Raw genomic sequence first — 22,039 nt, forward strand, 5'->3', positions numbered from 1 at the left:
GTCGGTCCTCTGCATTCCCGTAGTAACTCATCAGGCTTCCCGAAATCGCACCACGTCACCCGGCCGCAGCTGCGCGGCACCGTCGACGGCGGCCTCCGTCAGCACCGCGATCACGGGGTAGCCGCCCGTCACGGGATGGTCGCGCAGGAAGACGACCGGCCGGCCGCTGGGCGGGATCTGCACCGCCCCCGCCACCATCCCCTCGCTCGCCAGCTCGCCCTCGTGCCCGGGCGCACGCTGCACCCCGGCGCCCGCATCATCGGCCACCGTCAGCCGCAGCCCGACCCGGTTGGAGTCCGTGCCGACGACCCAGCCGGTGTCGAGCAGCTGCCGCCAGCCGCGCTCACCGAACCAGTCCCGCCGGGGCCCCGGCGAGAGGGCGAGCCGCGCCGTGCCCGCGGCGGGGAGCGGCGGCGGGATGCTCGTCGCCGCAGGCCAGGCGCCGACCCCGCCCTCGTGCTCACCCGCGAGCTGCAGCAGATCCCCGGCTGCGAGCGGCGCTGGGCCGAGGCCGCTCAGCACATCCGTCGACCGGCTGCCGAGCACCGGCTCCGCGTCGAAACCGCCGCGCACCGCGAGGTAGTACCGCAAGCCGGAGGCCGGCGGCGTGAGCAGAAGCGAGTCGCCCGCCCCCACGGTGAACGACGTGCCGGCCGGATGCTCGACCACACGCCTGATGCGCGCGCCGCCTGGCTCGGGGTCGAGCGTGGTTTCCGCTGAGCTCCCATCCCCCGCCCGCCCGGCCTCGGCTTCGACCCCGGCTTCGGCCGAGCCTCGCTCCCCGGCCTGCTCGGTGACGACGGCGGTTCCCGAGGCGCCGGTCAGCGCGACCAGGAGCGCACGGCCCGCCCGAAGCTCGAGCCCGCCGAACACCGCTTCGACGACCGCCGCGCCCGGGCGATTGCCGACGAGGCGGTTCGCCGCCGCTGCGGATGCGCGGTCTGCCGCACCCGACGCCGTGACGCCGAGGTGGGCGTGACCGGGACGTCCGCTGTCGTGCAGGAGCGCCAATGGCCCGGTCGCGACCACCTCGAAGGCCGCCCGGGCGACCGGGCTGAGCCGCTCATCCGGCCCGGTCCACTCACCCGGACCGCCCCACTCATCCGGACCGGGACGAGGGCTCCCGGCCTTCTCATCGCTCACGGACGAACCTCACCCGGGTCCCCGGCGCCAGCAGCGCGGGCTGTGGGCGCGCGGGCTCCCACAGCACGGCGTCGGTGTGACCGATCAGGTGCCAGCCGCCCGGCGACGGCCGTGGATAGATCCCGCAGTAGCCGGCCGCGACGGCAACGCTGCCCGCCGGCACGACCGCGCGCGGCGACGGCCGACGGGGCACGGCCAGGCGGTCGTTCTCTCCGGTGAGGTAGGCGAAGCCCGGCGCGAACCCGATGAAGGCAGCGGTCCACAGCTGATCGAGGTGCGCCGCGATGACATCCTCGACGGATGCGCCGGCCAACTCGGCCACGACCGCCAGGTCGTCCCCGTCGTACCGCACCGGCACCTCGACGAACGCGTCGCCGGTCGGCTCGGCGGTGGCCCGCGTCGCTGACCCGGTGCTACCGGTGACCGCCAGAACCCACGTGTCGACCGTCGCCCGAGCGATCACCCGCCGATCGAAGCTCACGAGCACGGTCTCCGCCGCCGGCACCAGGTCCGTCACGCCGGGCGGCCGGGACGCCTCGAGGCGACGGTAGAGATCGAGCACGGTTCGGGCATCCGTCGGTTGCAGCAGCACCGCAGACTCGCCCATCGGCAGCGTGCGCACCGTCGCGCCGTGTGCCGACGGGCTCATGGCCGGGAGACGGCGAACGGCGTGATTCGGAGTCCGGATGCTTCGAGGCCGCCGCGCACCGCCCGGGCGATCGCGACCGCGCCGGGGGTGTCGCCGTGCACGCAGATGGTCTCGGCAGACAGGGCGATGTCGGTGCCGTCGATCGCGGTGACGACGCCCTCGTCGGCGAGCCGGATCATCCGCTCGGCGATCTCGGCCCCGTCATGCAGCACGGCACCGGGTTCGGTGCGGGGCACGAGGGTGCCGTCGGGCCGGTAGGCGCGGTCGGCGAAGGCCTCGGGCACGAACCGCAGTCCCTCCGCCTCGGCGAGCCGCGACACCTCGGAGTCGGGCAGGCCGACGACGGCGAGTGACGGGTCGATGGCGATCACGGCGTCGATCACCGCGCCTGCCTGCCGTTCGTCGTGCACGATGCGGTTGTACAGGGCGCCGTGCGGTTTGACGTAGAGCACGCGGGTGCCGGCGGCGGTCGCGAGGCCCTGGAGGGCGCCGATCTGATAGATGACGTCGGCGGTGAGGTCGGCGGCGGGGAGGTCGAGGTCACGGCGGCCGAAGCCGCGCAGGTCGGGATAGGACACCTGGGCGCCCACCGCCGTTCGGCGCGCGGCGGCGAGGCGGAGCGTCTCGAGCAGGCGCGTCGGGTCGCCCGCGTGGAAGCCGCAGGCCACGTTCGCGCTGGTCACCACGTCGAGCATGGCGCGGTCGTCGCCGAGGGTCCAGGCGCCGTAGGATTCGCCGAGGTCGGCGTTGAGGTCGATGGCGGTCACGTGGTCGGCCGCCCTGGGTGCTCGGTGACGGGTGCCGGATGCTGCCGACCCGGCCGCTCCTGCCGCTCCTGCCGCTCAGGCCGCTCCTGCCGCTCAGGAGTTTCTGGCGAATCCGTCGCCGTGGTCCGCTCGCGACCGCGCTCGTGAACGATCCGCCAGAGCGCGTCCACCTGCGCGAGCGTCTCGTCGAGGGTTCCGCTGGAGTCGATCACCGTGTCGGCGATCGCGCGACGCTCGGCATCGCTCGCCTGCGACCGGATGCGCCGCTCGGCTTCCTCCTGCGACATCCCGCGCAGCGACATCAACCGCTCGCGGCGGACGTCCTCCGGGGATTCAACCACTACGACGTACTCGAACAGTCCTCCGCGACGTCCCCCGGTCTCGACCATGAGGGGCACGTCGTAGACGACGATCGCATCGGGGTCGGCCGCCTGCGCCTCGGCCAGCCGCTGCCTCAGCAGCCGTCCGACTTCCGGATGCGTGATGCCGTTGAGCTCGAGCCGGGACGCATCGTCGCCGAAGACGATGGCGCCGAGGGCGGCGCGATCGAGCGATCCGTCGGCGGCGATGACGGAGTCGCCGAACCTCGTGCGGATCGCGGCGAGCCCGGGCGTGCCTGGCTCGACCGCGTCACGGGCCAGCCGATCGGCGTCCAGCACCACCGCTCCGTGCTCGGCGAGACGCCGCGCCACGGTCGACTTGCCTGCGGCGATTCCCCCGGTGAGCCCGATCACGTACACGCCTTCATGCTAGCCGGGTGCACGGTGTCGAGGAGCCGTTCGAGTCACGCTTGACGCTTGACCGGGGCGATCAGCGCATCGGCGAGTTCTGAACGAGCCCTGACCCCCAGTTTGCGGTAAATCCTCTGCAGATGCGTCTCGACCGTGCGAACGGACAACACCAGCTGCTCCGCCACTTCCCGGTTGCTCAGCCCGGCCGCCACGAATTCCGCGATCTCGATCTCCCGACCGGACAGAGTGACGGTCGCGTGATCCTTCAATAAAGGCAACCATGCCATGTCGCAGCGTGCAAGCTGCTCGGTCATTTGACGAGCGGAGGCAGATGCCTCGCGCTCCTGACCGCTCAGCCGGTGAAGATTCAGCGCCGCCGAGAAGGCCTCGGCCGCGTAGACGCTCAGCCCCAGATCCGCGGATGCCTGCCCGATCGAGTCGAACTCGTCCGCCAGATCGCTCGCCGACCCGAGGTTGTCGGGCACGCGATCGAACGCCGCCAACGCTTGCCCGAACCGCACGGCCACAGCGATACAACAACCTTCGACCACATCGGCCAGTTCTTCGATCTGCGGCAGCACACGAAGAGCATTGCCCGAGCGAGCCGATTCGACCAGGGCGACGACACTGAGCAGGTTGTAACCGTCTCGCGCGTGGGCGCCCGCTGCGTCCAAGAAGGCGGCAGCGGCGTCCTCCAGCTGTCCGTCTGCCGCGTGGATCCAGCCGAGCGCTTGAAGGCACCACCCTGCGAGGAACGGCTGACCGGGCGACAGGGTCGCGATTGGCGCCAGCACCTCGCGTGCGGATTGGGCATCCCCGCACGTCGCGAGGGCTGTGGCGAGACCCGCTCGCGCGAACGCCGCGGTCTCCTCCAGCCCGTTCGCTTCGAGGAGATCGAGCCCGTGCCGATAGATCGTGGTTGCCGCGGTCGCCTGCCCCCCGGTCACCATGATCGCTCCCGCCAACCACTCACACATGCCCTGCTGACCGCCCTGCCCGAGCGCGGCTGCCTCGTCGCGCAGGGCCAAAGCGGAATCCATGGAGCGCTTGGTGGACTGGTCGTAGATCTGGGAGAGCATCTGTCCCCAGCGCACTCGAAACGTGTCGACGCCGTTCGCTTCGAGAAGGCTCCGAGCCTCAGCCAGAAGTTCCTCTGCCTCGGACTGCCTGCCCGAGAGGGTGGCCACTGTGCCCGCGAGTGCCAAGCGCTCACCTTCGAGCACCGCGGCCTGATCCGTGACCGCGTGACGCGGGTGGCTCGGATCAGCCGAGATCGTGGATATCGCGCTCATCCGAAGGGTCGAAGCAAGGTCGATGACCTCGGCCTGGGCCGCAGAGTTCGACGCCAGGTTCCAATTGGAAGCGGGATCGGCCAGTCGCGCGTTCATCAGGCGCACCAATTCATCGCGGGCTCCACGCTGCCGCGGTTCCGCAGCCGTGTCGAATTGAAGACGCTCGAGCCTGACCAGGGCCTCCTCGGATCGCCCGAGTTGCGATTCCGCCGAGGCGAGAACCAGTTCCGCATCGACGCCACCACCGTGCGACAGGGAGACAGCGGCCAACTGAAGCGCCAGCTCGGTTCGTGAGGCCCTGAGCGCTGACTCGGCGGCCTGGGTCAGCGCCATCGGGTCCACCGGGCGCTGCACCAGCAGGGACAGTCGAGCCAGAGTGATCAACTCGTGTTCCTCGAGTTCAGCTACCGGCTCGGCCGCCAGTGCATCCACGATCGCTTCGATGATCCTCCGCCGACGCAATTGCCCGACGGTCTGCGGCACCATCAGCTCGATGACGGGGTCGTGGACGCGGATGCGGATGCGCAACCCAACCGAGCCCTCTCGCGCGTCGATGATCGCCTCGGCTTCGAGCCGTTCCAGTTCCAGCCGGGATTCGGTTCGACACAGATCGTCGACGATTCGGATGACGTGGTCCAGGCGGAGTTCGGGCGCGAGTGCGACGACATCGATGATGGTCTCCGCGATCGGGGTCACCCGCGACGATTCACCGATCCGGTCGAGCACGAGGCGCCGCGCACCGTCGCTGGATTGGACGACATCGGTGAACCGCCACTGACCGGAGACCAGCTGAAGCACACCGCTCGATCGGGCTTCACGGACCACTTCGCTGAGAATGACGAGGTCGCCGCCGGCTCGACGGGGGATGAGGATGGGCACGGCCGAGGCATCCAGGGGGCCATCGAGAATACTCTCCACGATGCGCAGGACGGCGGTGCCGCCCAGCGGACTCAGATCGATTCGTTCGATGACACCATCCCTGCAGAGACGGTCGAAGGCCGCGTCGAATCCTTTCCGTCTCATCGTCATCACCGGGATGACCGTGCGAGCTTTGATCGCGTCGATCAGCCGCGCCATACGATCGGACTCATAGCGATCGACGTCATCGCCGATCCACAGTGTGGCGCGATCCTCGGCACTCAGACTCTCGATCAATGTCCGGAGGAATTGGGTGCGCCCCCAACCTGGATCCGCCAGGACAGCGACGCCCTGACCCTTCCGGAGCGCAGAACGCGCGGCTTCGAGTCCGCTCTCGCGTTCAGCATCATGCACAACCGTCGTCACCATGACCCCCGTCGTTCAGCACTGATCGCCGCTGGACATCATTCTGGCGCTAAAGAATGGGTGCCGACCAGTCATTTCTCGCATCGCCCTTCAACGGCCGAATGGCCGCCCCCGGAGGGACGGCCATTCGTGCGATGAGACGAGATCAGCTGTTGGAGCTGAGCTTCTCGCGCAGTGCGGCGAGGGTCTCGTCGTCGGCAAGGGTGCCGGCGCCGGTCGACTCGCTCGAGAAGGAGGAGGAACCCGAAGGGATGTCGCTCGCGGCTGCATCGGCAGCGGATGCGGCGACCTGCTTCTTGTGGGCCTCCCAGCGCGCCTGTGCTTCGGCGTACTGCTGCTCCCAGGCCTCGCGCTGAGCGTCGAAGCCTTCCTTCCACTCGTTGGTCTCCGGGTCGAAGCCCTCGGGGTACTTGTAGTTGCCCTGCTCGTCGTACTCGGTGAGCATGCCGTAGAGGGCAGGGTCGAACTCGGTGCCCTCGGGGTCGACACCCTCGTTGGCCTGCTTGAGGCTCAGCGAGATGCGGCGACGCTCGAGGTCGATGTCGATGACCTTGACGAACACCTCGTCGCCGACCGACACGACCTGCTCGGCGAGCTCGACGTGCTTGCCGGAGAGCTCGGAGATGTGCACCAGACCCTCGATGCCCTCGGCGACGCGGACGAACGCACCGAACGGCACCAGCTTGGTGACCTTACCGGGCGCGACCTGGCCGATGGCGTGGGTACGGGCGAACACCTGCCACGGGTCTTCCTGCGTCGCCTTGAGCGACAGGGAGACACGCTCGCGGTCGAGGTCGACCTCGAGGATCTCGACGGTGACCTCCTGGCCAACCTCGACGACCTCGGAGGCGTGCTCGATGTGCTTCCAGGACAGCTCGGAGACGTGGACGAGACCGTCGACGCCGCCGAGGTCGACGAACGCACCGAAGTTGACGATCGACGAGACGACGCCCTTGCGGACCTGACCCTTCTGGAGGTTGTTGAGGAAGGTGGTGCGGCTCTCCGACTGCGTCTGCTCGAGCAGCGCGCGGCGGCTCAGCACGACGTTGTTGCGGTTCTTGTCGAGCTCGAGGATCTTCGCCTCGATCTCCTGGCCCAGGTACGGGGTCAGGTCGCGCACGCGGCGGAGCTCGATGAGCGAGGCCGGGAGGAAGCCGCGGAGTCCGATGTCGACGATCAGGCCACCCTTGACGACCTCGATGACGGAACCCGTCACCACGCCGTCGGCGTCCTTGATCTTCTCGACGTCGCCCCACGCACGCTCGTACTGAGCGCGCTTCTTCGACAGGATGAGACGGCCTTCCTTGTCCTCCTTCTGGAGGACGAGGGCCTCGACACTGTCGCCGACCTGGACGACTTCGCTCGGATCGACGTCGTGCTTGATGGAAAGTTCACGCGAAGGGATGACGCCCTCCGTCTTGTAACCGACGTCGAGGAGGACCTCGTCGCGGTCGATCTTCACGACGGTGCCTTCGATGAGGTCTCCGTCGTTGAAGAATTTCAGAGTCTTTTCGACCGCGGCGAGGAAGTCTTCAGCAGATCCGATGTCATTGATGGCGACCTGCTTGGTTGCCTTTTCGGTCGTTGTGATTGTCATGTAGTGGTTGCTCCGTTATGGACATAGTTCGGGCCGGTTGCGAGGTGTTCGGTGTGTTGGCGCCCGATTGGAGGGCACATTCCGCAACTGGCAGGCGGATAGAAGTCACAAAGGTGACGCTCTAGTCTAGCTAGTCGGCGCCCGGCGCGGCAAGCCGCGTTCTCAGCGCCTTTTCTTACAACGTTCGAGACACTCCGAGCATTCCGTGCCGCGCCCTCCGGGGAGGCTGGGTGCCTACGATGTCGGCAAGAGCTTCTTCGTGGTGCCGGAACGCGAACTCGTACCCGGCGGCCTCGAGTCGCTCGGGCAGCACCCATCGGCTCTTCAACACCAACTCGGTCTCGGTGCGGATGGCGAACGAACCCAGCTCGAGCATCCAGCGCCAGGTCGGCAGACCGATGCGCGCCCCGACCGCCCGGCGCACCGACGCCATGAAGGTGCGGTTGTCGGTGGGCTTCGGAGCGGCGACGTTGATCGGCCCCTCGAGTTCGGAACGCACGTCGACGAAGCGGATGACGCCCAGCACGTCGTCGATGTGCACCCAGCTGAACTTCTGCCGGCCGCCGCTCGATGCGCGCCGGAAGCGGTGGTAGGTGCCCGCCGAACGGCGCCCCGGGGTGGCCGGCCAGTGCCCGTCGAGTTGCGGGCCGCCGAGCCCTGCCCGGGCCAGGGCGAGGATCGGCGTGAGCGCACTGCCGTCGCCCAGCACGATGGCCATGCGCAGCGACACCCGTCGCGTGCCGGGGAGTTCGCCGCGGAAGAACTCCTCCTCCCAGCTCGTGGCGACGTTCACCGAGAAGCCCTCGCCGATGTCGCCCGTCGATTCGGTCATCGGCCGGTCGTCGGCATGGCGGTAGATGGTGGCGGTGGAGGAGTTGATCCAGAGGCGGGGCGGATGCGCGGCGGCGGCGACCGCGTCGTGCAACGCCCGCGTGGTGGCGAGCCGGGAGCGGAAGATCTCGGCTCGGTTCGCCCCGTCGTAGCGGCAGTTGACGCTCTTGCCCGCGAGGTTGATCAGGAGGTCGGCGCCGTCGACCACGGCGGCGACCTCAGCGGGATCGCTCCATCGCGCGTCGGGGCCGGAGCGGCCGATCACTGCGACCTGGGCGCCGTCGCGGCGGAACGCCTCCACGAGCCGGCTGCCGATGAAACCCGAGGCACCCGCGATGACCACCTTGCGACCCGGCTCAGCAGTCATCGCGAACCCGCATCGGCCTCTTCGGTGCGCGCTTGCTCAGCCGCACGCGACTCGGCCGGTTCCTGTTCGGCGCGCAGTTCATAAGTGAAGGTGCCGGTGTACTCGTAGAGGCGCCCGAGCAACGGGGCATCGACGGTGACCGAAACCCGCTGCGCCCCCTCTCCCCCGCGCGCCGCGTCGTCGAAGCGCTCGACCAGGTGCACCTGCGGCGCGACAGCGGCAGGCAGGGCGACGTACTGACGCCCGAGTCTCACCTCGAGGCGCGTCGACACCAGGTGGAACTCGCCACGCACCACCCGGGCTGCCAACCGCACCCGGAAACGGCGGTCGACCCCGAGGTGGTCGACCAGTCCGTCGGCACCCGGGTTCTCTGCGGTGATCGCGTCGACCATCGCCGCAGCACCGCTCCCGAAATGGAACCGGCGCACCGCCACCACCGCCGTACGCCCGTCGCGATCGAGGAGCGGTGCGTTCACCACGGTGAACGGGACGTTGTGCTCCCAGACCGGGAACAGGATTCCCTGGCGGGCCAGGAGCGCGAGCACCGGCCACAGCCATCGGCGCGGTGTGCCGACAACCTCGAAGACGCCGTTGCCGTAGCCGCGCATGCCGATCGGGACCGGGCCGAAGTACCGCCGCAGCACCGGATGCAGGTCGTCGAGCGCCGAACCGACGGTCAGTTCGTAGGGAGAACGGGAGGGGCGCATGCCACCTACTCCTTCAGGAGCGCCGAGCGAAGGGTGTCGAGCCCCACACCACCGAGGTCGAGAGCGCGCCGGTGGAACTCCTTCGACGAGAAGGCCTCCTTCTCGCGCGCACGCAGCGTGTCACGCAATTCCTCCCAGATGCGCTGGCCGACCTTGTAGGAAGGAGCCTGCCCGGGCCAGCCGAGATAGCGGTTGACCTCGAACCGGATGAACGCGTCATCCATGTTCACGTTCTGCCGCATGAACTCCAGGGCGTACTCCGCATCCCAGGTGCCGGTGCCGTCGAGCCGTGGCTTCTGCAGATGCACACCGATGTCGAGTACGACGCGGGCGGCACGCATGCGCTGCCCGTCGAGCATGCCCAGCCGATCGGCCGGGTCGTCGAGGTAGCCGAGCTCCTCCATCAGGCGCTCGGCATAGAGCGCCCACCCCTCGGCGTGACCGCTCGTGCCGGCGAGCTGACGACGCCAGGTGTTGAGCTTCGCCCGGTTGTAGACGGCCTGGCCGATCTGCAGGTGGTGACCGGGGACGCCCTCGTGATAGACCGTGGTCAGCTCGCGCCAGGTGTCGAACTCGGTGACCCCATCGGGCACCGACCACCACATGCGACCCGGGCGCGAGAAGTCGTCGGTCGGGCCGGTGTAGTAGATGCCGCCCTCGTGGGTCGGCGCGATCATGCACTCCAGGGCGCGGATCTCGGTCGGGATGTCGAAGTGGGTCGTGCCGAGCTCGGCCACCGCACGGTCGCTGGTGGCCTGCATCCAGGCCTGCAACGCATCCGTACCGTGCAATTTACGGCTCGGATCGGCATCGAGGAAGGCGATGGCCTCGGCCACGGATGCGCCCGGCTTGATCTCCTCGGCGATGGCCTCCTGCTCGCGCACCACGCGGCCGAGCTCTTCGATGCCCCACTCGTAGGTCTCGTCGAGGTCGATGGTGGCCCCGAGGAAGCGGCGCGACTGCAGCGCGTAGAGCTCCCGGCCCACCGCGTCGCGCGTGCTCGCGACCGGGGCGAGCTCGTTCTCGAGGAACTGGGCGAGCTTCGAGTACGCCTCGCTCGCGGTCTCCGCCGCGCGTTCGAGATCGGCGTGCAGGGCGGCGGGCAGCTCGCTCGGCGCACCACCCGCTCCGGTCTCCGCCTCGGTCTCGGTCTCGGCGATCACCCGGGCTCCGCCCGCGAACTCGGTGAAGAAGCTCCCGGGGCCGGAGTTCTTACGCACCTGGGCCAGCACCTCGACCACCTGGCGGCGGGCCGGCACGGTGCCGCGACGCATCCCCTCCCGCAAGGTCACGATGTAGCCGTCGACGGCCTCTTCGACCGCGGAGAGGCGCTTCGCGACCACCGACCAGTCGTCAACCGTTGCGGTGGGCATGAGGTCGTAGACCTCGCGGATGTGCTGACTCGGCGAGTCGATGACGTTGAGGTCGCGCAGCTGCAGACCGGCCTCCGAACTCGCCACGGTGAGTTCGAGCTCGTTGCGCAGATCGGTCTTCGTGACCTCGTCGACCTCGTCGACCGGCGTGGCGGCGGCCAGCTCGGCCAGCACCGACTTCACGGCGGCGAGATAGCGCTCGTGACCCTCGGGTGAGAGGTCGCCGTAGCGATCGTTCACCTCGGTGCGCCCGATGTAGGTGCCGAGCACCGGCTCGAGCTCGACCACGGTGTCGACCCAGCGTTCGGCGATGGCATCGATGGCCGTGGGCTGTCGGGTGTCGGAGGGGGTCGGTACTGTCGTGCTGGTCATGGTTTCGACCCTAGGCCACGGCGCCGACACCGGGCGGTGAAGGGCGAAGGTTGTGGAGAGAAATCCGGCTCTCCACAGGCTGACACAACCGGATTGACTTATTCGAACATATATTCGAACATGAGGGCATGACGGATGCCGCACTCACCATCGACTCCCCCGCTCCGGCGGGCGAGGAGATCCGTGCGCTGCAGTCACGCATCCAGCAGATGCAGGCCACGAAGCTCGACACCCGGAGCGTGCGCACGCACCCGGCGTTGACGGCTCTGCTGCCCGGCGGTTCCCTCCGTTCCGGGGCCGCCTATTCGGTCGAGCGCTCCACCGCGCTCGTCATGGCGATGATGGCGGGGCCCTCCTCCGACGGGGTGTGGTGCGGGGTGGTCGGCCTGCCCGATTTCGGGGTGGAAGCGGCGGCGCACTTCGGCATCGATCTGGGGCGACTGGCCCTCGTGCCGCATCCGGGCGAGGAGTGGCTCACTGTCACGGCGGCGATGGCCGACGTGGTGGGTGTGGTGGTGACGCGGCCGCCACGCCGGGTGCCCGACGCCGCGATCGCCCGGCTGCAGGCACGCATCCGTCAGCGCGAAGCGACGCTCATCGTGCTCGGTGACTGGCCGCAGAGTGAGGCGACGTTGCGCATCACCGAGAGTTCCTGGGCGGGCATCGGGCGCGGGCACGGGCACCTCGCGGGGCGTCAGGTAATGGTCTCAGCGACGGCGCGGGTGGGGTCGGGACGACCCCGTCGGGCTCGGCTCTGGCTGCCGGACCGACTCGACACCGTGCGCCCGGTGCTGGAGCAAGCCGGAGGCGCTGACGGGCAGCGCCTCGAGGCGACCGGGCCACGACGACTGCAGGGGGTGGCGGGATGACCGGGCCGGTGCCGGTGCGCACGATGGTGGTGTGGTGCCCCGACTGGCCGGTGGTGGCGAGCGCCGAGGCCGAGGGGGTCTCGCCCGAGCGGAGCATCGCGGTGATCGAGAAGGGCCGGGTGTTCGCCTGTTCGGCCGCAGCGCGTGCTGACGGGGTGCGGCGGGGGTTGCGGCTGCGCGAGGCCCAGGCCAGGAGTCCGCGACTGCTCGACCTGGTCTACGACCCCGTGCGGGTCGACCGCGCCTTCGAACCGCTGATCGGCGCCCTCGAGGAGATGAGCCCGAACGTGCAGGTCGTGCGAGCGGGCAGCTGTGCCTTGGCCGTGCGCGGAGCCGCCCGTTTCTACGGTGGCGAGCACGCTGCGGCGCTGGCCTTCCTCGAGCGCTTCGCGGAGCTGGGAGTGACGGATGCGCGGGTCGGCATCGCCGACGGGATGTTCGCCGCAGATCAGGCAGCCCGACTGCCGGGCGTCGATCTGATCCGCATCGTGCCGAAAGGCGGCTCCCCCGGCTTCCTGCACGGGCTGCCTCTGCAGTTGCTCGGGGAGCCCGAACTGACGACCTTGCTGTGGCGGCTCGGCATCCGTACGCTCGGCGATTTCGCCGAGCTCCCGGCAGCCGATGTGCGTTCCCGGTTCGGCGAGCCCGGCGCCCTGGCCCACGCCCGGGCGGCCGGGCTCGACGGCAGCCGTGTGGTGCCCCGGGTGCCGCCCGAGGTGAGGGAGAGCATCAGCGATTTCGAACCACCGCTCGACCGCATCGACCAGGTGGCCTTCGGCGTGCGGGCGGCGGCGGAGCGTTTCGTCGGCGATCTGGCCGCCGCTCGTCTGGTCTGTACCGCGTTGCGGGTCGAGCTCACCAGTGAGCGCGGTGAGCGGCGCGACCGGGGCTGGCTGCATCCACGGTGGTTCTCGGCGAGCGATGTGGTCGATCGGGTGCGTTGGCAGCTGCAGGGCGGCAGCACCATCGAGAGCACGCTCTCCTCGCCGATCGCCCGGGTGCGCATCGTCGCCGAGACGGTCGATCACAGTGCACGGCACGAGACCGGCCTCTGGGGCAGCGGCTCGGAGGAGCGCATCCATCACGGCCTGTCCCGGGTGCAGAGCATGGTGGGGCATGAGGGAGTGCTGACCGCGTCGATCGGCGGCGGTCGCTCGCCGCGCGAGCGGCAGATCACCGTGCCCTGGGGTGACCGGGTGGAGCAGCGGGCCGATGTGGTCGAGTCGAAAGGCCGAACCCCGAGCCGGAGCCGCGCTCAGACTGCCACCCGGGGTGTCGCCGCTGCACGAGCCGCAGTCGGCGGCGGCGGCAGCGCGCACGGCGCTGAGCACGCACCGTGGCCGGGCAGCATTCCGCCGCCGTTGCCCACCACGGTGTTCGACCAGCCTCGCGCCGTGCTCGTGCTCGCTGAGCAGGAGCGGGAGGTGGCGATCACCGAGCGGGGTGTGCTGACGGCCGAACCGGCGTACTTCTCGCCCGAGGCCGGCGGCCGACAGCTCCGCCCGATCCAAGCGTGGGCAGGGCCCTGGCCCGTGTTCGAGCGCTGGTGGGATTCGGCGGCTCGGCGTCGCTTCAACCGCTTCCAGGTGGTCGACGCCGACGGCACCGCCTGGCTCCTGGCATTGGAGCGGGGAACCTGGTTCGCGGAGGCCCGCTATGACTAGGCCGGCCATTGCTGGGGAGGGCCTCTGATGGGATGGCAGAACCCGCCGGTCAAGTGGTCGGAGCTCGAGGCGAAGATGTCCGGGCGCACGCGTCCGCGACATGTGATGGAGAGCGAGGAGACCCACTCGCGCAAACGTCCGGCCTACGTTCCCCCGGTCGTGATGGAGCCCGGCTCCGCCGACGAGACGGTGGTGCCCTACGCCGAGCTGCACGCGCACTCGAACTTCAGCTTTCTCGACGGCGCGTCCTCTCCCGAGGAGTTGGTTCAGGAGGCCGCGCGGTTGCGTCTGCACGCCCTCGCGCTCACCGACCATGACGGCTTCTACGGTCTCGCCCGCTTCGCCGAGGCGGCCGAGATGCACGGCGTGAGAACCATCTTCGGCGCCGAGCTCTCACTCGAGCTGAGTGCCCCGCAGAACGGGGTGGCCGATCCCGAAGGTTCGCACCTGCTCGTGCTCGCTCGGGGGCAGCAGGGCTATCACCGGCTCGCCGGCGCCATCACCACCGCGCAGTTGGCGCCCGGCGCCGAGAAGGGCAAGCCGCTCTACCGGCTGGAGCAGCTGGCCGAGGATGCCGAGAGCGATTGGCTGGTGCTCACGGGATGCCGCAAGGGCCTGGTGCGACAGGCGCTCGCCCGCGACGGGGAGGAAGGGGCCGATCGCGAGCTCGATCGCCTGGTCGCCCTCTTCGGCCGGGAGAACGTGCTGGTGGAGTTGAGCGACAGCGGGCAACCGCTCGACAGCAGCATCAACGATGCGCTGTTCGCTCTCGCCGAGCGGCGGGGACTCGCATCCGTCGCCACCGGCAACGTGCACTACGCCGTTCCCGAACGCCACCGCCTGGCCGAGGCCATCGCCGCCGTTCGAGCTCGCCGCAGTCTCGACGAGCTCGACGGCTGGTTGCCGGGAGCACCGGTCGCTCACCTGCGCTCGGGTGCCGAGATGGCGCAGCGCTTCGGCCGTTACCCCGGTGCCGTCGAACGCACGGTCGAGGTGGCCGACGAGGTGGCGTTCGAGCTGCGCCGTGCCAAGCCGAAGCTGCCCCGCCAGGAGGTTCCACCCGGGCACACCGACATGTCGTATCTGCGCGAGCTGGTGATCGCGGGCGTGGCCGATCGCTACCCGGAAGCCGACGCGAAGGTCTGGGAGCGGATCGAGCGCGAACTCAGCGTCATCGAGATGAAAGACTTCCCCGGCTACTTCCTCATCGTCTACGACATCGTGCGCGAGGCCCGCTCGCTCGGCATCCTCTGTCAGGGTCGCGGCTCGGCGGCGAACTCGGCGGTCTGCTACGTGCTGAAGATCACCGCCGTCGATCCGATCGCGCGTCTGCTGCCGTTCGAACGCTTCCTCTCAGCCATGCGCGAGGAGGAGCCCGACATCGATGTCGACTTCGACTCCGATCGGCGGGAGGAGGTCATCCAGTACGTCTACCGCAAGTACGGCCGGCGCAACGCCGCTCAGGTGGCCAACGTCATCCAGTACCGGCCGAAGTTCGCGGTGCGCGACATGGCCAAGGCGCTCGGTCACAGCCCCGGGCAGCAGGATGCGTGGTCGAAGCAGGTCGAACGCTGGGGGCCGATGGTCGAGAGCGGCGACCACGACATCCCCGCCGAGGTGATCGACCTCGCCACCGACCTCCTCGGGTTCCCCCGCCACCTGGGCATCCATTCCGGCGGGATGGTGCTCACCGATCGCCCGGTGGGCGAGGTCTGCCCGATCGAGAACGCGCGGATGGACGACCGCACCGTGCTGCAGTGGGACAAGGACGACTGCGCCTGGATGGGCCTCGTGAAGTTCGACCTGCTGGGCCTCGGCATGCTCTCGGCACTGCAGCACACCTTCGACCTCGTCCGGGAGTCGACCGGCCGAGAATGGGATCTCGACAGCATCCCGAAAGAAGAGGCCGGTGTCTACGACATGCTCTGCCGGGCCGATTCGATCGGCGTCTTCCAGGTGGAGAGCCGGGCACAGATGGGCACCCTTCCCCGACTGCAGCCACGTCGGTTCTACGACCTGGTGGTGGAGATCGCGTTGATCCGGCCCGGCCCCATTCAGGGCGGTGCCGTGCATCCGTACATCCGGCGCAAGCTCGGTTTCGAACCGATCACGTACCTGCACCCGAAGCTGAAGCCGGTGCTCGAACGCACCCTCGGGGTGCCGCTGTTCCAGGAACAGCTGATGCAGATGGCGATGGCGGTGGGCGGCTGCAACGCTGACGACGCCGATCTGTTACGGCGAGCGATGGGCTCCAAACGAGGGCTGGAGAAGATCTCGCGGCTGCGGGAGAAGCTCTACCAAGGGATGGCCGGCAACGGCATCACGGGCGAGCTCGCCGATGACATCTATCAGCGCATCGAAGCCTTCGCGAACTTCGGATTCGCCGAGAGCCACTCCACGAGTTTCGCCCTGCTGGTCTACGCGAGCTCGTGGTTCAAACTGCACTATCCCGCCGCGTTCCTGGCAGCACTGCTGCGGGCGCAGCCGATGGGGTTCTACTCCCCGCAGACGCTGACGGCGGATGCACGGCGGCACGGTGTTGAGGTGCGACGCCCCGACATCCAGCGCTCCGGAGTGCAGGCGGGACTCGAGCCGCTCCTGCTCGCCGACCGGGACGGGGTGAGCGAGGAGGGCGGAACGGTGGCGGAGACGGGACTGGAGGAGTGCGTGCATCCGCCCGCGCCGGTGCCTGAGGTCTTCGATCGTGAGGCACCCGACCGCACGGCCGAGCACCGGCGCGACAGCAACCTCGCCGTGCGGCTGGGGCTGGCCGAGGTGACCTCGATCGGTGAGAAGCTCGCCGAGCGCATCGTGGCCGAACGCGACGAGCACGGCCGGTACCTCAGCATGGCCGACCTGGCGCGGCGGGTCGGTCTCACCACACCGCAGCTCGAGGCGCTCGCCACCGCCGGCGCGTTCGAATCACTCGGCCTGACCAAGCGCGAAGCCCTGTGGGAAGCCGGGAACGCGGCCCAGGAGCGGGCCGAGTACCTGCCGGGAACCTTCGTGTCGGTGCAGCCACCGCTCCTGCCCCTGCTGAGCGCCGAGGAGCAGGTGGTCTACGACCTCTGGGCCACCGGCATCTCGCCCGACGACCATCCGCTCGCGCATGTCCGCGACGAATTGCGACGGCGCGGGGCGCTCTCGGTCGCCGAGCTCGCGGCGGCCGAGAACGGGCGGCGCATCGAGGTCGGCGGGGTGGTGACGCATCGGCAGCGCCCCGCGACGGCCAGCGGTATCACCTTCATGAACCTCGAGGACGAGACGGGCATCCTCAACGTCATCTGCAGCGTCGGGGTGTGGACCCGGCATCGCCGGGTGGCCCGCGATTCACCCGCGTTGATCGTACGCGGCATCCTCGAGCGATCGAAGGAGGGGGTCACCAACATCGTGGCCGATCGTTTCGAGCCGCTCGTGCTCAGCGCGAAGACGAACTCCCGGGACTTCCGGTGATGGCGCGCCGAGCGTCCCGGCGCGCGCCTCCGCCCCGGCCGGCACAGAACGATCAGTGTGCGGCTTCGTTCCAGTTCTGGCCACGGCCGATCTGCACCTCGAGCGGCACCGACAGCGACGCGGCGGTGGACATACGGGTGGTCACCACGTCGGCCAGCGCATCCCACTCCCCCGGCGCCACGTCGAACACGAGCTCGTCGTGCACCTGCAGCAGCATCTTCGAGCCGAGCCCCTGAGCAGCCAGGTCGGCCGAGATGCCGATCATCGCGATCTTGATGATGTCGGCCGCCGTGCCCTGGATGGGCGCGTTCAGCGCCGCCCGCTCGTCGTTGTCGCGCAGCACCCGGTTCGCGCTGTTCAGGTTGGCGAACGGGCGCCGGCGACCGAAGATCGTCTCGGTGTAACCGTCGAGCTTCGCCTGCACGACGACGCCCCGCAGGTAGTCGCGCACCCCGCCGAACCGCTCGAAGTAGTCCTCCATCAGCTGCCGGGCCTCGGCGGTCTCGATGCGCAACTGCTTCGAGAGCCCGAACGGCGAGAGCCCGTACGCGAGACCGTACGACATCGCCTTCACCTTCGTGCGCATGTTCGGCGTGACGTCGGACGGATCGACCCCGAACACCCGCGCCCCCACGTAACGGTGCAGGTCTTCGCCCGAGTGGAACGCTTCGATCAACCCCGCGTCGCCCGAGAGGTGCGCCATGATGCGCATCTCGATCTGCGAGTAGTCCGCCGTGAGCAGCGACTCGTACCCCGAGCCGACCTGGAACGCCGCACGGATGCGCCGCCCCTCCTCGGTGCGCACCGGGATGTTCTGCAGATTCGGATCGGTCGACGAGATGCGGCCCGTCGACGACCCGGTCTGCACGTAGGTGGTGTGCACCCGCCCATCGGCGGCGATGGCCTTGTCGACCGACTCGATGATCTGCCTCAGCTTCGTGGCGTCGCGGTGCGCCAGCAACAGGCCGAGGAACGGATGCGGGTTCGACGCCTGCAGGTCGGCCAGCGCTCCCGCATCGGTCGAGTAGCCGGTCTTGGTGGCGCGCGTCTTCGGCATGTCGAGCTGGTCGAAGAGCACCTCCTGGATCTGCTTCGGCGACCCCAGGTTGATCTCGCGGCCGATGATGCCGAACGCCTCGCCCGCGATCTGCCCGGCCGACTCGCCGAGCTCCGACGACAGGGCGGCCAGGGCCTCGTGGCTCACCGTCACCCCGGTCAGCTCGACCTGCGCCAGCACGAGGAGCGTCGGCATCTCGATCTCGGTGAGCACCCGTCGTGTGCGGTCGTCGAGCTGCGCCGACAGCGCCTGCGCCACCCGCCAGCCGTACCAGGCCTCCTCCGCCGCCCCCACCACCGTGTCGGTGTCGGGCACCAGCTGGTTGGGGTCGGGAGTGGGCAACGTTTCGAGCAGATGCCGGTCGACCAGCTGGGCCAACGAGCGGTCGGCACTCGAATCGGGTTTCAGCAGCCACGCCGCGATGACCGGATCGAACAGCAGCCCATCGAACCCGAGCCCGGCCGAGCGCAGTGCCTTGATCTGCCGCTTCGCGTCGAACAGGATCTTGGGCGCAGGCCCCGCCAGCCAGCTCTCGAAAGCGGCGAACGACGGGTTTCCCGCCGTCCAGGGCAGGTACACCGTCTCGTGCGGCGTGGCGAGGCCGATGGCGATGGGTGCCCCGTTCAGCAACTCGACCTGAACCGCGACCGCACCCGACAGATCGGCCGGCGCCGGCGCATCCGCCGACGGGTCTGTCTTGCCCGAGTGCCGCTGCAACCACGCCGCGAGCTCGTCGTCGAGCAGCGTCACCGGCACCGGCGCCTTCTCGGCCTTCGCCGCCGCCGCGGCGGCGGCGGCCTGACCCACCTCGGAGTCGCCGCCGATGCCCTCGAGCTTCAGGATGCGGTCGAGCAGCGTACGGAACTCCAGCCGCGCGAACACATCGCGCATCGCCTGCTCGTCGATCGGCTGGCGCGCGAGATCGGCCGGCCCCACGGGAAGCTCGACGTCGGTGAGCAGCCGGTTGAGTTTGCGGTTGCGCACGACGTTGTCGGCGAACTCGCGCAGGTTGTTGCCCACCACACCGGGGATCTCGTCGCGGTGCTCGAGAATCGCGTCGAGCGAGCCGTACTGATTCAGCCACTTCACCGCGGTCTTCTCACCCACCTTGGGGATGCCCGGCAGGTTGTCGCTCGTCTCCCCCACGAGCGCCGCGATCTCGGGGTACTGCTCGGGGCGGATGCCGTACCGTTCGTTCACCTTCGCCACGTCGTACCGGGTGAGGTCGGAGACGCCCTGCCGAGAGGGGTAGAGCAAGGTCACGTCGTCGTTGACGAGCTGAATGGCGTCCCGGTCGCCCGACACGACGAGCACCCGGTAGCCCTGCTGCACACCCTGCAGCGCCAGCGTCGCGAGGATGTCGTCGGCCTCGAAATCCTCCTTCTCGATGGTGACGATACCGAGCGCGTGCAGGGCCTCCTGCAGCAGCGGCACCTGGCCCACGAACTCCGGCGGTGTCTCGCCACGGGTGCCCTTGTAGTCGGGGTACTCCCGGGTGCGGAACGACGACCGCGAGACGTCGAAGGCCACGGCCAGATGCGTGGGATTCTCGGCCTTCAGCAGGTTGATCATCATCGCGATGAAGCCGTGGATGGCGTTCGTGTGCTGCCCGTCACGGGTGGAGAAACTGTCGACCGGAAGGGCGTAGAACGCCCGGAACGCGAGCGAATGACCGTCGATGACGAGGAGGGTAGGCTGATCTTTGTCCGGCACACGGCAAGCCTACACAGGCCCTCCGACACGCTAGAGAGTTCAGGATCCCCGACGATGACGCTGCCCGAATCCGCTCCCGGCGACCAGCAGGAACCGCTTCCGCTCGACGTCATGGAGGTGTTCGGCTACCGCGGGATCGGCGCCCTAGCGGAGCGGATGGGCATCCAGTTCCTCGAGCTCTCGCCCGAGCGCTCGGTGGCCCGGATGCCCGTTGAGGGCAACACGCAACCGCTCGGCCTCGTGCACGGCGGCGCCTATGTGGTGCTGGCCGAGAGCCTCGGCTCGACCGCAGCGAACCTGCACGCCGGTCCGACGAAGATCGCCGTCGGCATCGAGATCAATGCCAGCCACTCCGGCTCGGCCACTGCGGGCTGGGTCACCGGCGTCTGCACGGCGATCAGCCTCGGCCGCACGCTCGTGACGCACGAGATCGCGATCAGCGACGAGAACGGTCGCCGGCTGTCGACGGTGCGGATGACGAACTTCATCAAGGACCGGCCCGAAGGACAGGTCTTCGAGACGAAGTAGCGGCGAGGGCCGAGCTACTTCTTCGGGCTCAGCTGCTCGATGATCGCCTGGGCGACATCGTGCATGGTGAGACGGCGATCCATCGACGCCTTCTGAATCCAGCGGAACGCCTCGGGCTCGGTGAGCCCCATCTTCTCGTTCAGCAGGCCCTTGGCGCGGTCGACGAGCTTGCGCGTCTCGAAGCGCTCGACCAGGTCGGCGACCTCCGACTCGAGCGTGATGATCTGCGCGTACCGCGACAGCGCGATCTCGATCGCCGGCAGCAGGTCGTTCGGGGTGAACGGCTTCACCACGTAGGCCAGGGCGCCGGCTTCAGTAGCGCGCTCGACGAGCTCCTTCTGGCTGAAGGCGGTGAGCAGCACGACCGGGGCGATGTGGTCTTTCGACAACCGCTCGGCGGCCGAGATGCCGTCGAGCTGGGGCATCTTGACGTCCATGATGACGAGGTCGGGCCGGAGCTCGGTGGCGAGGGCGACCGCGGTCTCGCCGTCGCCGGCCTCACCCACGACATCGAAGCCGTTGTCGCGCAGGATCTCGACGATGTCGAGGCGGATCAGCGATTCGTCTTCGGCCACCACGACCCGGCGGGGCACTGCTGTCGTCGATTCTTGGTCAGTCACGATTCAACCCTACGGTATTCTGGAGCTCGCTCGTAGCAAGCCGGTGTGGCGGAATGGCAGACGCGACGCACTCAAAATGCGTTGTCCGTGAGGGCGTGTGGGTTCGAGTCCCACCACCGGTACCGTGCACGAGCCCCCTCAGTTCCCCGGGATGGGGGTGGGGGTTGCGGTCGCCGACGGCACGGGAGCCGGCGGCAGCTCCGAGAAGATCGCCACCGGTACGTACTGGTGCACCACCTGCGTGGTGTAGCTGTTCGACAGCGGCGCGGTCTCGTACGAGATCTGCATCGCGAAGTCGAGCATCAGCCCCTCGGTGTCCGCGGCCAGCACGCCGATCTGCTGCGACTCCAGCTGGAAGCCGCCCTTGGGCGAGGTGATGAGGAGCCCCAGGCCCTGCTCCGAGCGAAGCGCCTCCGGATCGAGGGTGACCTTCAGCGGGTCGGTGTTCAGGAGGTACGGCGACTCCGCCGCGCCGCTCACTGCCGTCGTCTGCGCCGACACGGTGATGTTCGACATGTACACCCGGCGCTTCTGGTCGAAGGGTGCTTCAGCGGGCACCCGCTGGTCGTAGACGCCGATGACGAACGAGAACCGCTTGTCGGCATCCGGGGTCCACTCGTGCGTCTTCTGCTCGGTCCAGACGTCGAGCCGCAGCTGCAGCTGGTCGGCGATGTCGACGGTGGGGTGCACGGAGCCCATGTCGGTGAACACCGACGCGAACTGCAGGCTGCTGTCGGCGGCTGGAGCGCTCGTGGAGGTGGTGCCCTCGAGCGCGGCAGGTGCGGGCGGGGTGGGCTGGATGCCGAACAGCGGGAGGACGGCGGAGCAGCCGGAGAGGGCGGCCACGGTCGCGAGAGCGGCTCCGGCGCTGAGGGCGCGCAGGGCGAGTCGGGATCGGGTCATGTGCGGGTGCCTTCGGGTCGGGTCGGACGGGCGGGGTCGTCGGGTGGGAAGGCCCGAGGACGAGTGGGAACGCCCGAAACTAACACCGCGAAAAGCCCGCTTGACGGAAATCGGCCAGG

The 22,039-nt window shown here is 69.1% G+C and carries 15 protein-coding genes, 1 tRNA gene and 1 pseudogene; 5 read left to right on the forward strand and 12 right to left on the reverse strand.

Features of this window, described 5'->3' with window-relative positions:
- Window positions 1–30: 30 nt before the first annotated feature.
- The 9 genes and pseudogenes from AC3WLB_RS08890 to AC3WLB_RS08930 all read right to left on the reverse strand — a co-directional run bounded on the left by AC3WLB_RS08890 (window position 31) and on the right by AC3WLB_RS08930 (window position 11,113).
- Entirely contained in the window at window positions 31–1,143 is a 1,113-nt protein-coding gene (locus tag AC3WLB_RS08890) for a 5-oxoprolinase subunit C family protein (RefSeq protein WP_492505197.1), read from the reverse strand.
- Window positions 1,133–1,792, reverse strand: coding sequence for a 5-oxoprolinase subunit B family protein (locus AC3WLB_RS08895; protein WP_492505199.1), 660 nt, complete (start codon window positions 1,790–1,792; stop codon window positions 1,133–1,135). Before AC3WLB_RS08895 ends, AC3WLB_RS08890 begins: the two co-directional genes overlap by 11 nt.
- Window positions 1,789–2,559 carry a LamB/YcsF family protein gene (locus tag AC3WLB_RS08900; protein ID WP_492505201.1) on the reverse strand — a complete coding sequence of 257 codons (771 nt, stop codon included), beginning with the start codon at window positions 2,557–2,559 and terminating at the stop codon, window positions 1,789–1,791. Before AC3WLB_RS08900 ends, AC3WLB_RS08895 begins: the two co-directional genes overlap by 4 nt.
- 155 nt (window positions 2,560–2,714) lie before the next feature.
- Window positions 2,715–3,299 (reverse strand): annotated as a pseudogene (gene coaE, locus AC3WLB_RS08905) (dephospho-CoA kinase); the annotation flags it as partial.
- Between the two features lie 44 nt (window positions 3,300–3,343).
- Entirely contained in the window at window positions 3,344–5,869 is a 2,526-nt protein-coding gene (locus tag AC3WLB_RS08910; protein WP_492505203.1) for a LuxR C-terminal-related transcriptional regulator, read from the reverse strand.
- A 142-nt stretch (window positions 5,870–6,011) separates the two neighbouring features.
- Entirely contained in the window at window positions 6,012–7,463 is a 1,452-nt protein-coding gene (gene rpsA, locus AC3WLB_RS08915) for a 30S ribosomal protein S1 (RefSeq protein WP_492505205.1), read from the reverse strand.
- A gap of 175 nt (window positions 7,464–7,638) precedes the next feature.
- Window positions 7,639–8,661 (reverse strand): epimerase, encoded by a 1,023-nt coding sequence (locus AC3WLB_RS08920; RefSeq protein ID WP_492505207.1) that lies wholly within the window; start codon window positions 8,659–8,661, stop codon window positions 7,639–7,641.
- Window positions 8,658–9,368 carry a DUF4166 domain-containing protein gene (locus AC3WLB_RS08925; RefSeq protein ID WP_492505209.1) on the reverse strand — a complete coding sequence of 237 codons (711 nt, stop codon included), beginning with the start codon at window positions 9,366–9,368 and terminating at the stop codon, window positions 8,658–8,660. Before AC3WLB_RS08925 ends, AC3WLB_RS08920 begins: the two co-directional genes overlap by 4 nt.
- 5 nt (window positions 9,369–9,373) lie before the next feature.
- Window positions 9,374–11,113 carry a DUF885 domain-containing protein gene (locus tag AC3WLB_RS08930; protein WP_492505211.1) on the reverse strand — a complete coding sequence of 580 codons (1,740 nt, stop codon included), beginning with the start codon at window positions 11,111–11,113 and terminating at the stop codon, window positions 9,374–9,376.
- 128 nt (window positions 11,114–11,241) lie between these two features.
- Here AC3WLB_RS08930 and imuA' point away from each other — a divergent pair, with 128 nt between their 5' ends.
- Genes imuA' through AC3WLB_RS08945 form a run of 3 tightly spaced genes read left to right on the forward strand, consistent with a single transcriptional unit; the run spans window position 11,242 to window position 17,099 of the window.
- Window positions 11,242–11,982 (forward strand): DnaE2-dependent mutagenesis accessory factor ImuA', encoded by a 741-nt coding sequence (imuA', locus tag AC3WLB_RS08935; protein WP_492505213.1) that lies wholly within the window; start codon window positions 11,242–11,244, stop codon window positions 11,980–11,982.
- Window positions 11,979–13,646 (forward strand): DNA polymerase Y family protein, encoded by a 1,668-nt coding sequence (locus AC3WLB_RS08940; RefSeq protein WP_492505215.1) that lies wholly within the window; start codon window positions 11,979–11,981, stop codon window positions 13,644–13,646. The genes imuA' and AC3WLB_RS08940 overlap by 4 nt, the downstream gene beginning before the upstream one ends.
- Before the next feature lie 27 nt (window positions 13,647–13,673).
- Window positions 13,674–17,099 (forward strand): error-prone DNA polymerase, encoded by a 3,426-nt coding sequence (locus AC3WLB_RS08945; protein ID WP_492505217.1) that lies wholly within the window; start codon window positions 13,674–13,676, stop codon window positions 17,097–17,099.
- Between the two features lie 52 nt (window positions 17,100–17,151).
- Here AC3WLB_RS08945 and polA read toward each other — a convergent pair whose 3' ends face one another.
- Window positions 17,152–19,869 (reverse strand): DNA polymerase I, encoded by a 2,718-nt coding sequence (gene polA / locus AC3WLB_RS08950; RefSeq protein WP_492505219.1) that lies wholly within the window; start codon window positions 19,867–19,869, stop codon window positions 17,152–17,154.
- A 111-nt stretch (window positions 19,870–19,980) separates the two neighbouring features.
- On the opposite strand from polA, the gene AC3WLB_RS08955 reads away from it, so the two are divergent.
- Window positions 19,981–20,397, forward strand: coding sequence for a PaaI family thioesterase (locus AC3WLB_RS08955; protein WP_031283747.1), 417 nt, complete (start codon window positions 19,981–19,983; stop codon window positions 20,395–20,397).
- Between the two features lie 14 nt (window positions 20,398–20,411).
- Here the strand turns inward: AC3WLB_RS08955 and AC3WLB_RS08960 are convergent, their stop codons facing one another.
- Window positions 20,412–21,017, reverse strand: a complete 606-nt coding sequence (locus AC3WLB_RS08960; RefSeq protein WP_022897641.1) for a response regulator — start codon at window positions 21,015–21,017, stop codon at window positions 20,412–20,414.
- A gap of 39 nt (window positions 21,018–21,056) precedes the next feature.
- On the opposite strand from AC3WLB_RS08960, the gene AC3WLB_RS08965 reads away from it, so the two are divergent.
- Window positions 21,057–21,139 (forward strand) — tRNA-Leu (locus tag AC3WLB_RS08965).
- A gap of 16 nt (window positions 21,140–21,155) precedes the next feature.
- Here the strand turns inward: AC3WLB_RS08965 and AC3WLB_RS08970 are convergent.
- Entirely contained in the window at window positions 21,156–21,920 is a 765-nt protein-coding gene (locus AC3WLB_RS08970; protein WP_492505221.1) for a hypothetical protein, read from the reverse strand.
- Window positions 21,921–22,039 lie beyond the last annotated feature (119 nt).

The sequence above is a fragment of the Herbiconiux sp. FW305-C-125 genome, from assembly GCF_058783455.1.

What these genes read in the sequence shown, in the direction of transcription:
- AC3WLB_RS08895 (WP_492505199.1), bottom strand. Translation starts at nt 1,792, where the DNA reads ATGAGCCCGTCGGCACACGGCGCGACGGTGCGCACGCTGCCGATGGGC.
- AC3WLB_RS08910 (WP_492505203.1), bottom strand. Translation starts at nt 5,869, where the DNA reads ATGGTGACGACGGTTGTGCATGATGCTGAACGCGAGAGCGGACTCGAA.
- rpsA (WP_492505205.1), bottom strand. Translation starts at nt 7,463, where the DNA reads ATGACAATCACAACGACCGAAAAGGCAACCAAGCAGGTCGCCATCAAT.
- AC3WLB_RS08920 (WP_492505207.1), bottom strand. Translation starts at nt 8,661, where the DNA reads ATGACTGCTGAGCCGGGTCGCAAGGTGGTCATCGCGGGTGCCTCGGGT.
- AC3WLB_RS08925 (WP_492505209.1), bottom strand. Translation starts at nt 9,368, where the DNA reads ATGCGCCCCTCCCGTTCTCCCTACGAACTGACCGTCGGTTCGGCGCTC.
- AC3WLB_RS08930 (WP_492505211.1), bottom strand. Translation starts at nt 11,113, where the DNA reads ATGACCAGCACGACAGTACCGACCCCCTCCGACACCCGACAGCCCACG.
- imuA' (WP_492505213.1), top strand. Translation starts at nt 11,242, where the DNA reads ATGACGGATGCCGCACTCACCATCGACTCCCCCGCTCCGGCGGGCGAG.
- AC3WLB_RS08940 (WP_492505215.1), top strand. Translation starts at nt 11,979, where the DNA reads ATGACCGGGCCGGTGCCGGTGCGCACGATGGTGGTGTGGTGCCCCGAC.
- AC3WLB_RS08945 (WP_492505217.1), top strand. Translation starts at nt 13,674, where the DNA reads ATGGGATGGCAGAACCCGCCGGTCAAGTGGTCGGAGCTCGAGGCGAAG.
- AC3WLB_RS08955 (WP_031283747.1), top strand. Translation starts at nt 19,981, where the DNA reads ATGGAGGTGTTCGGCTACCGCGGGATCGGCGCCCTAGCGGAGCGGATG.
- AC3WLB_RS08970 (WP_492505221.1), bottom strand. Translation starts at nt 21,920, where the DNA reads ATGACCCGATCCCGACTCGCCCTGCGCGCCCTCAGCGCCGGAGCCGCT.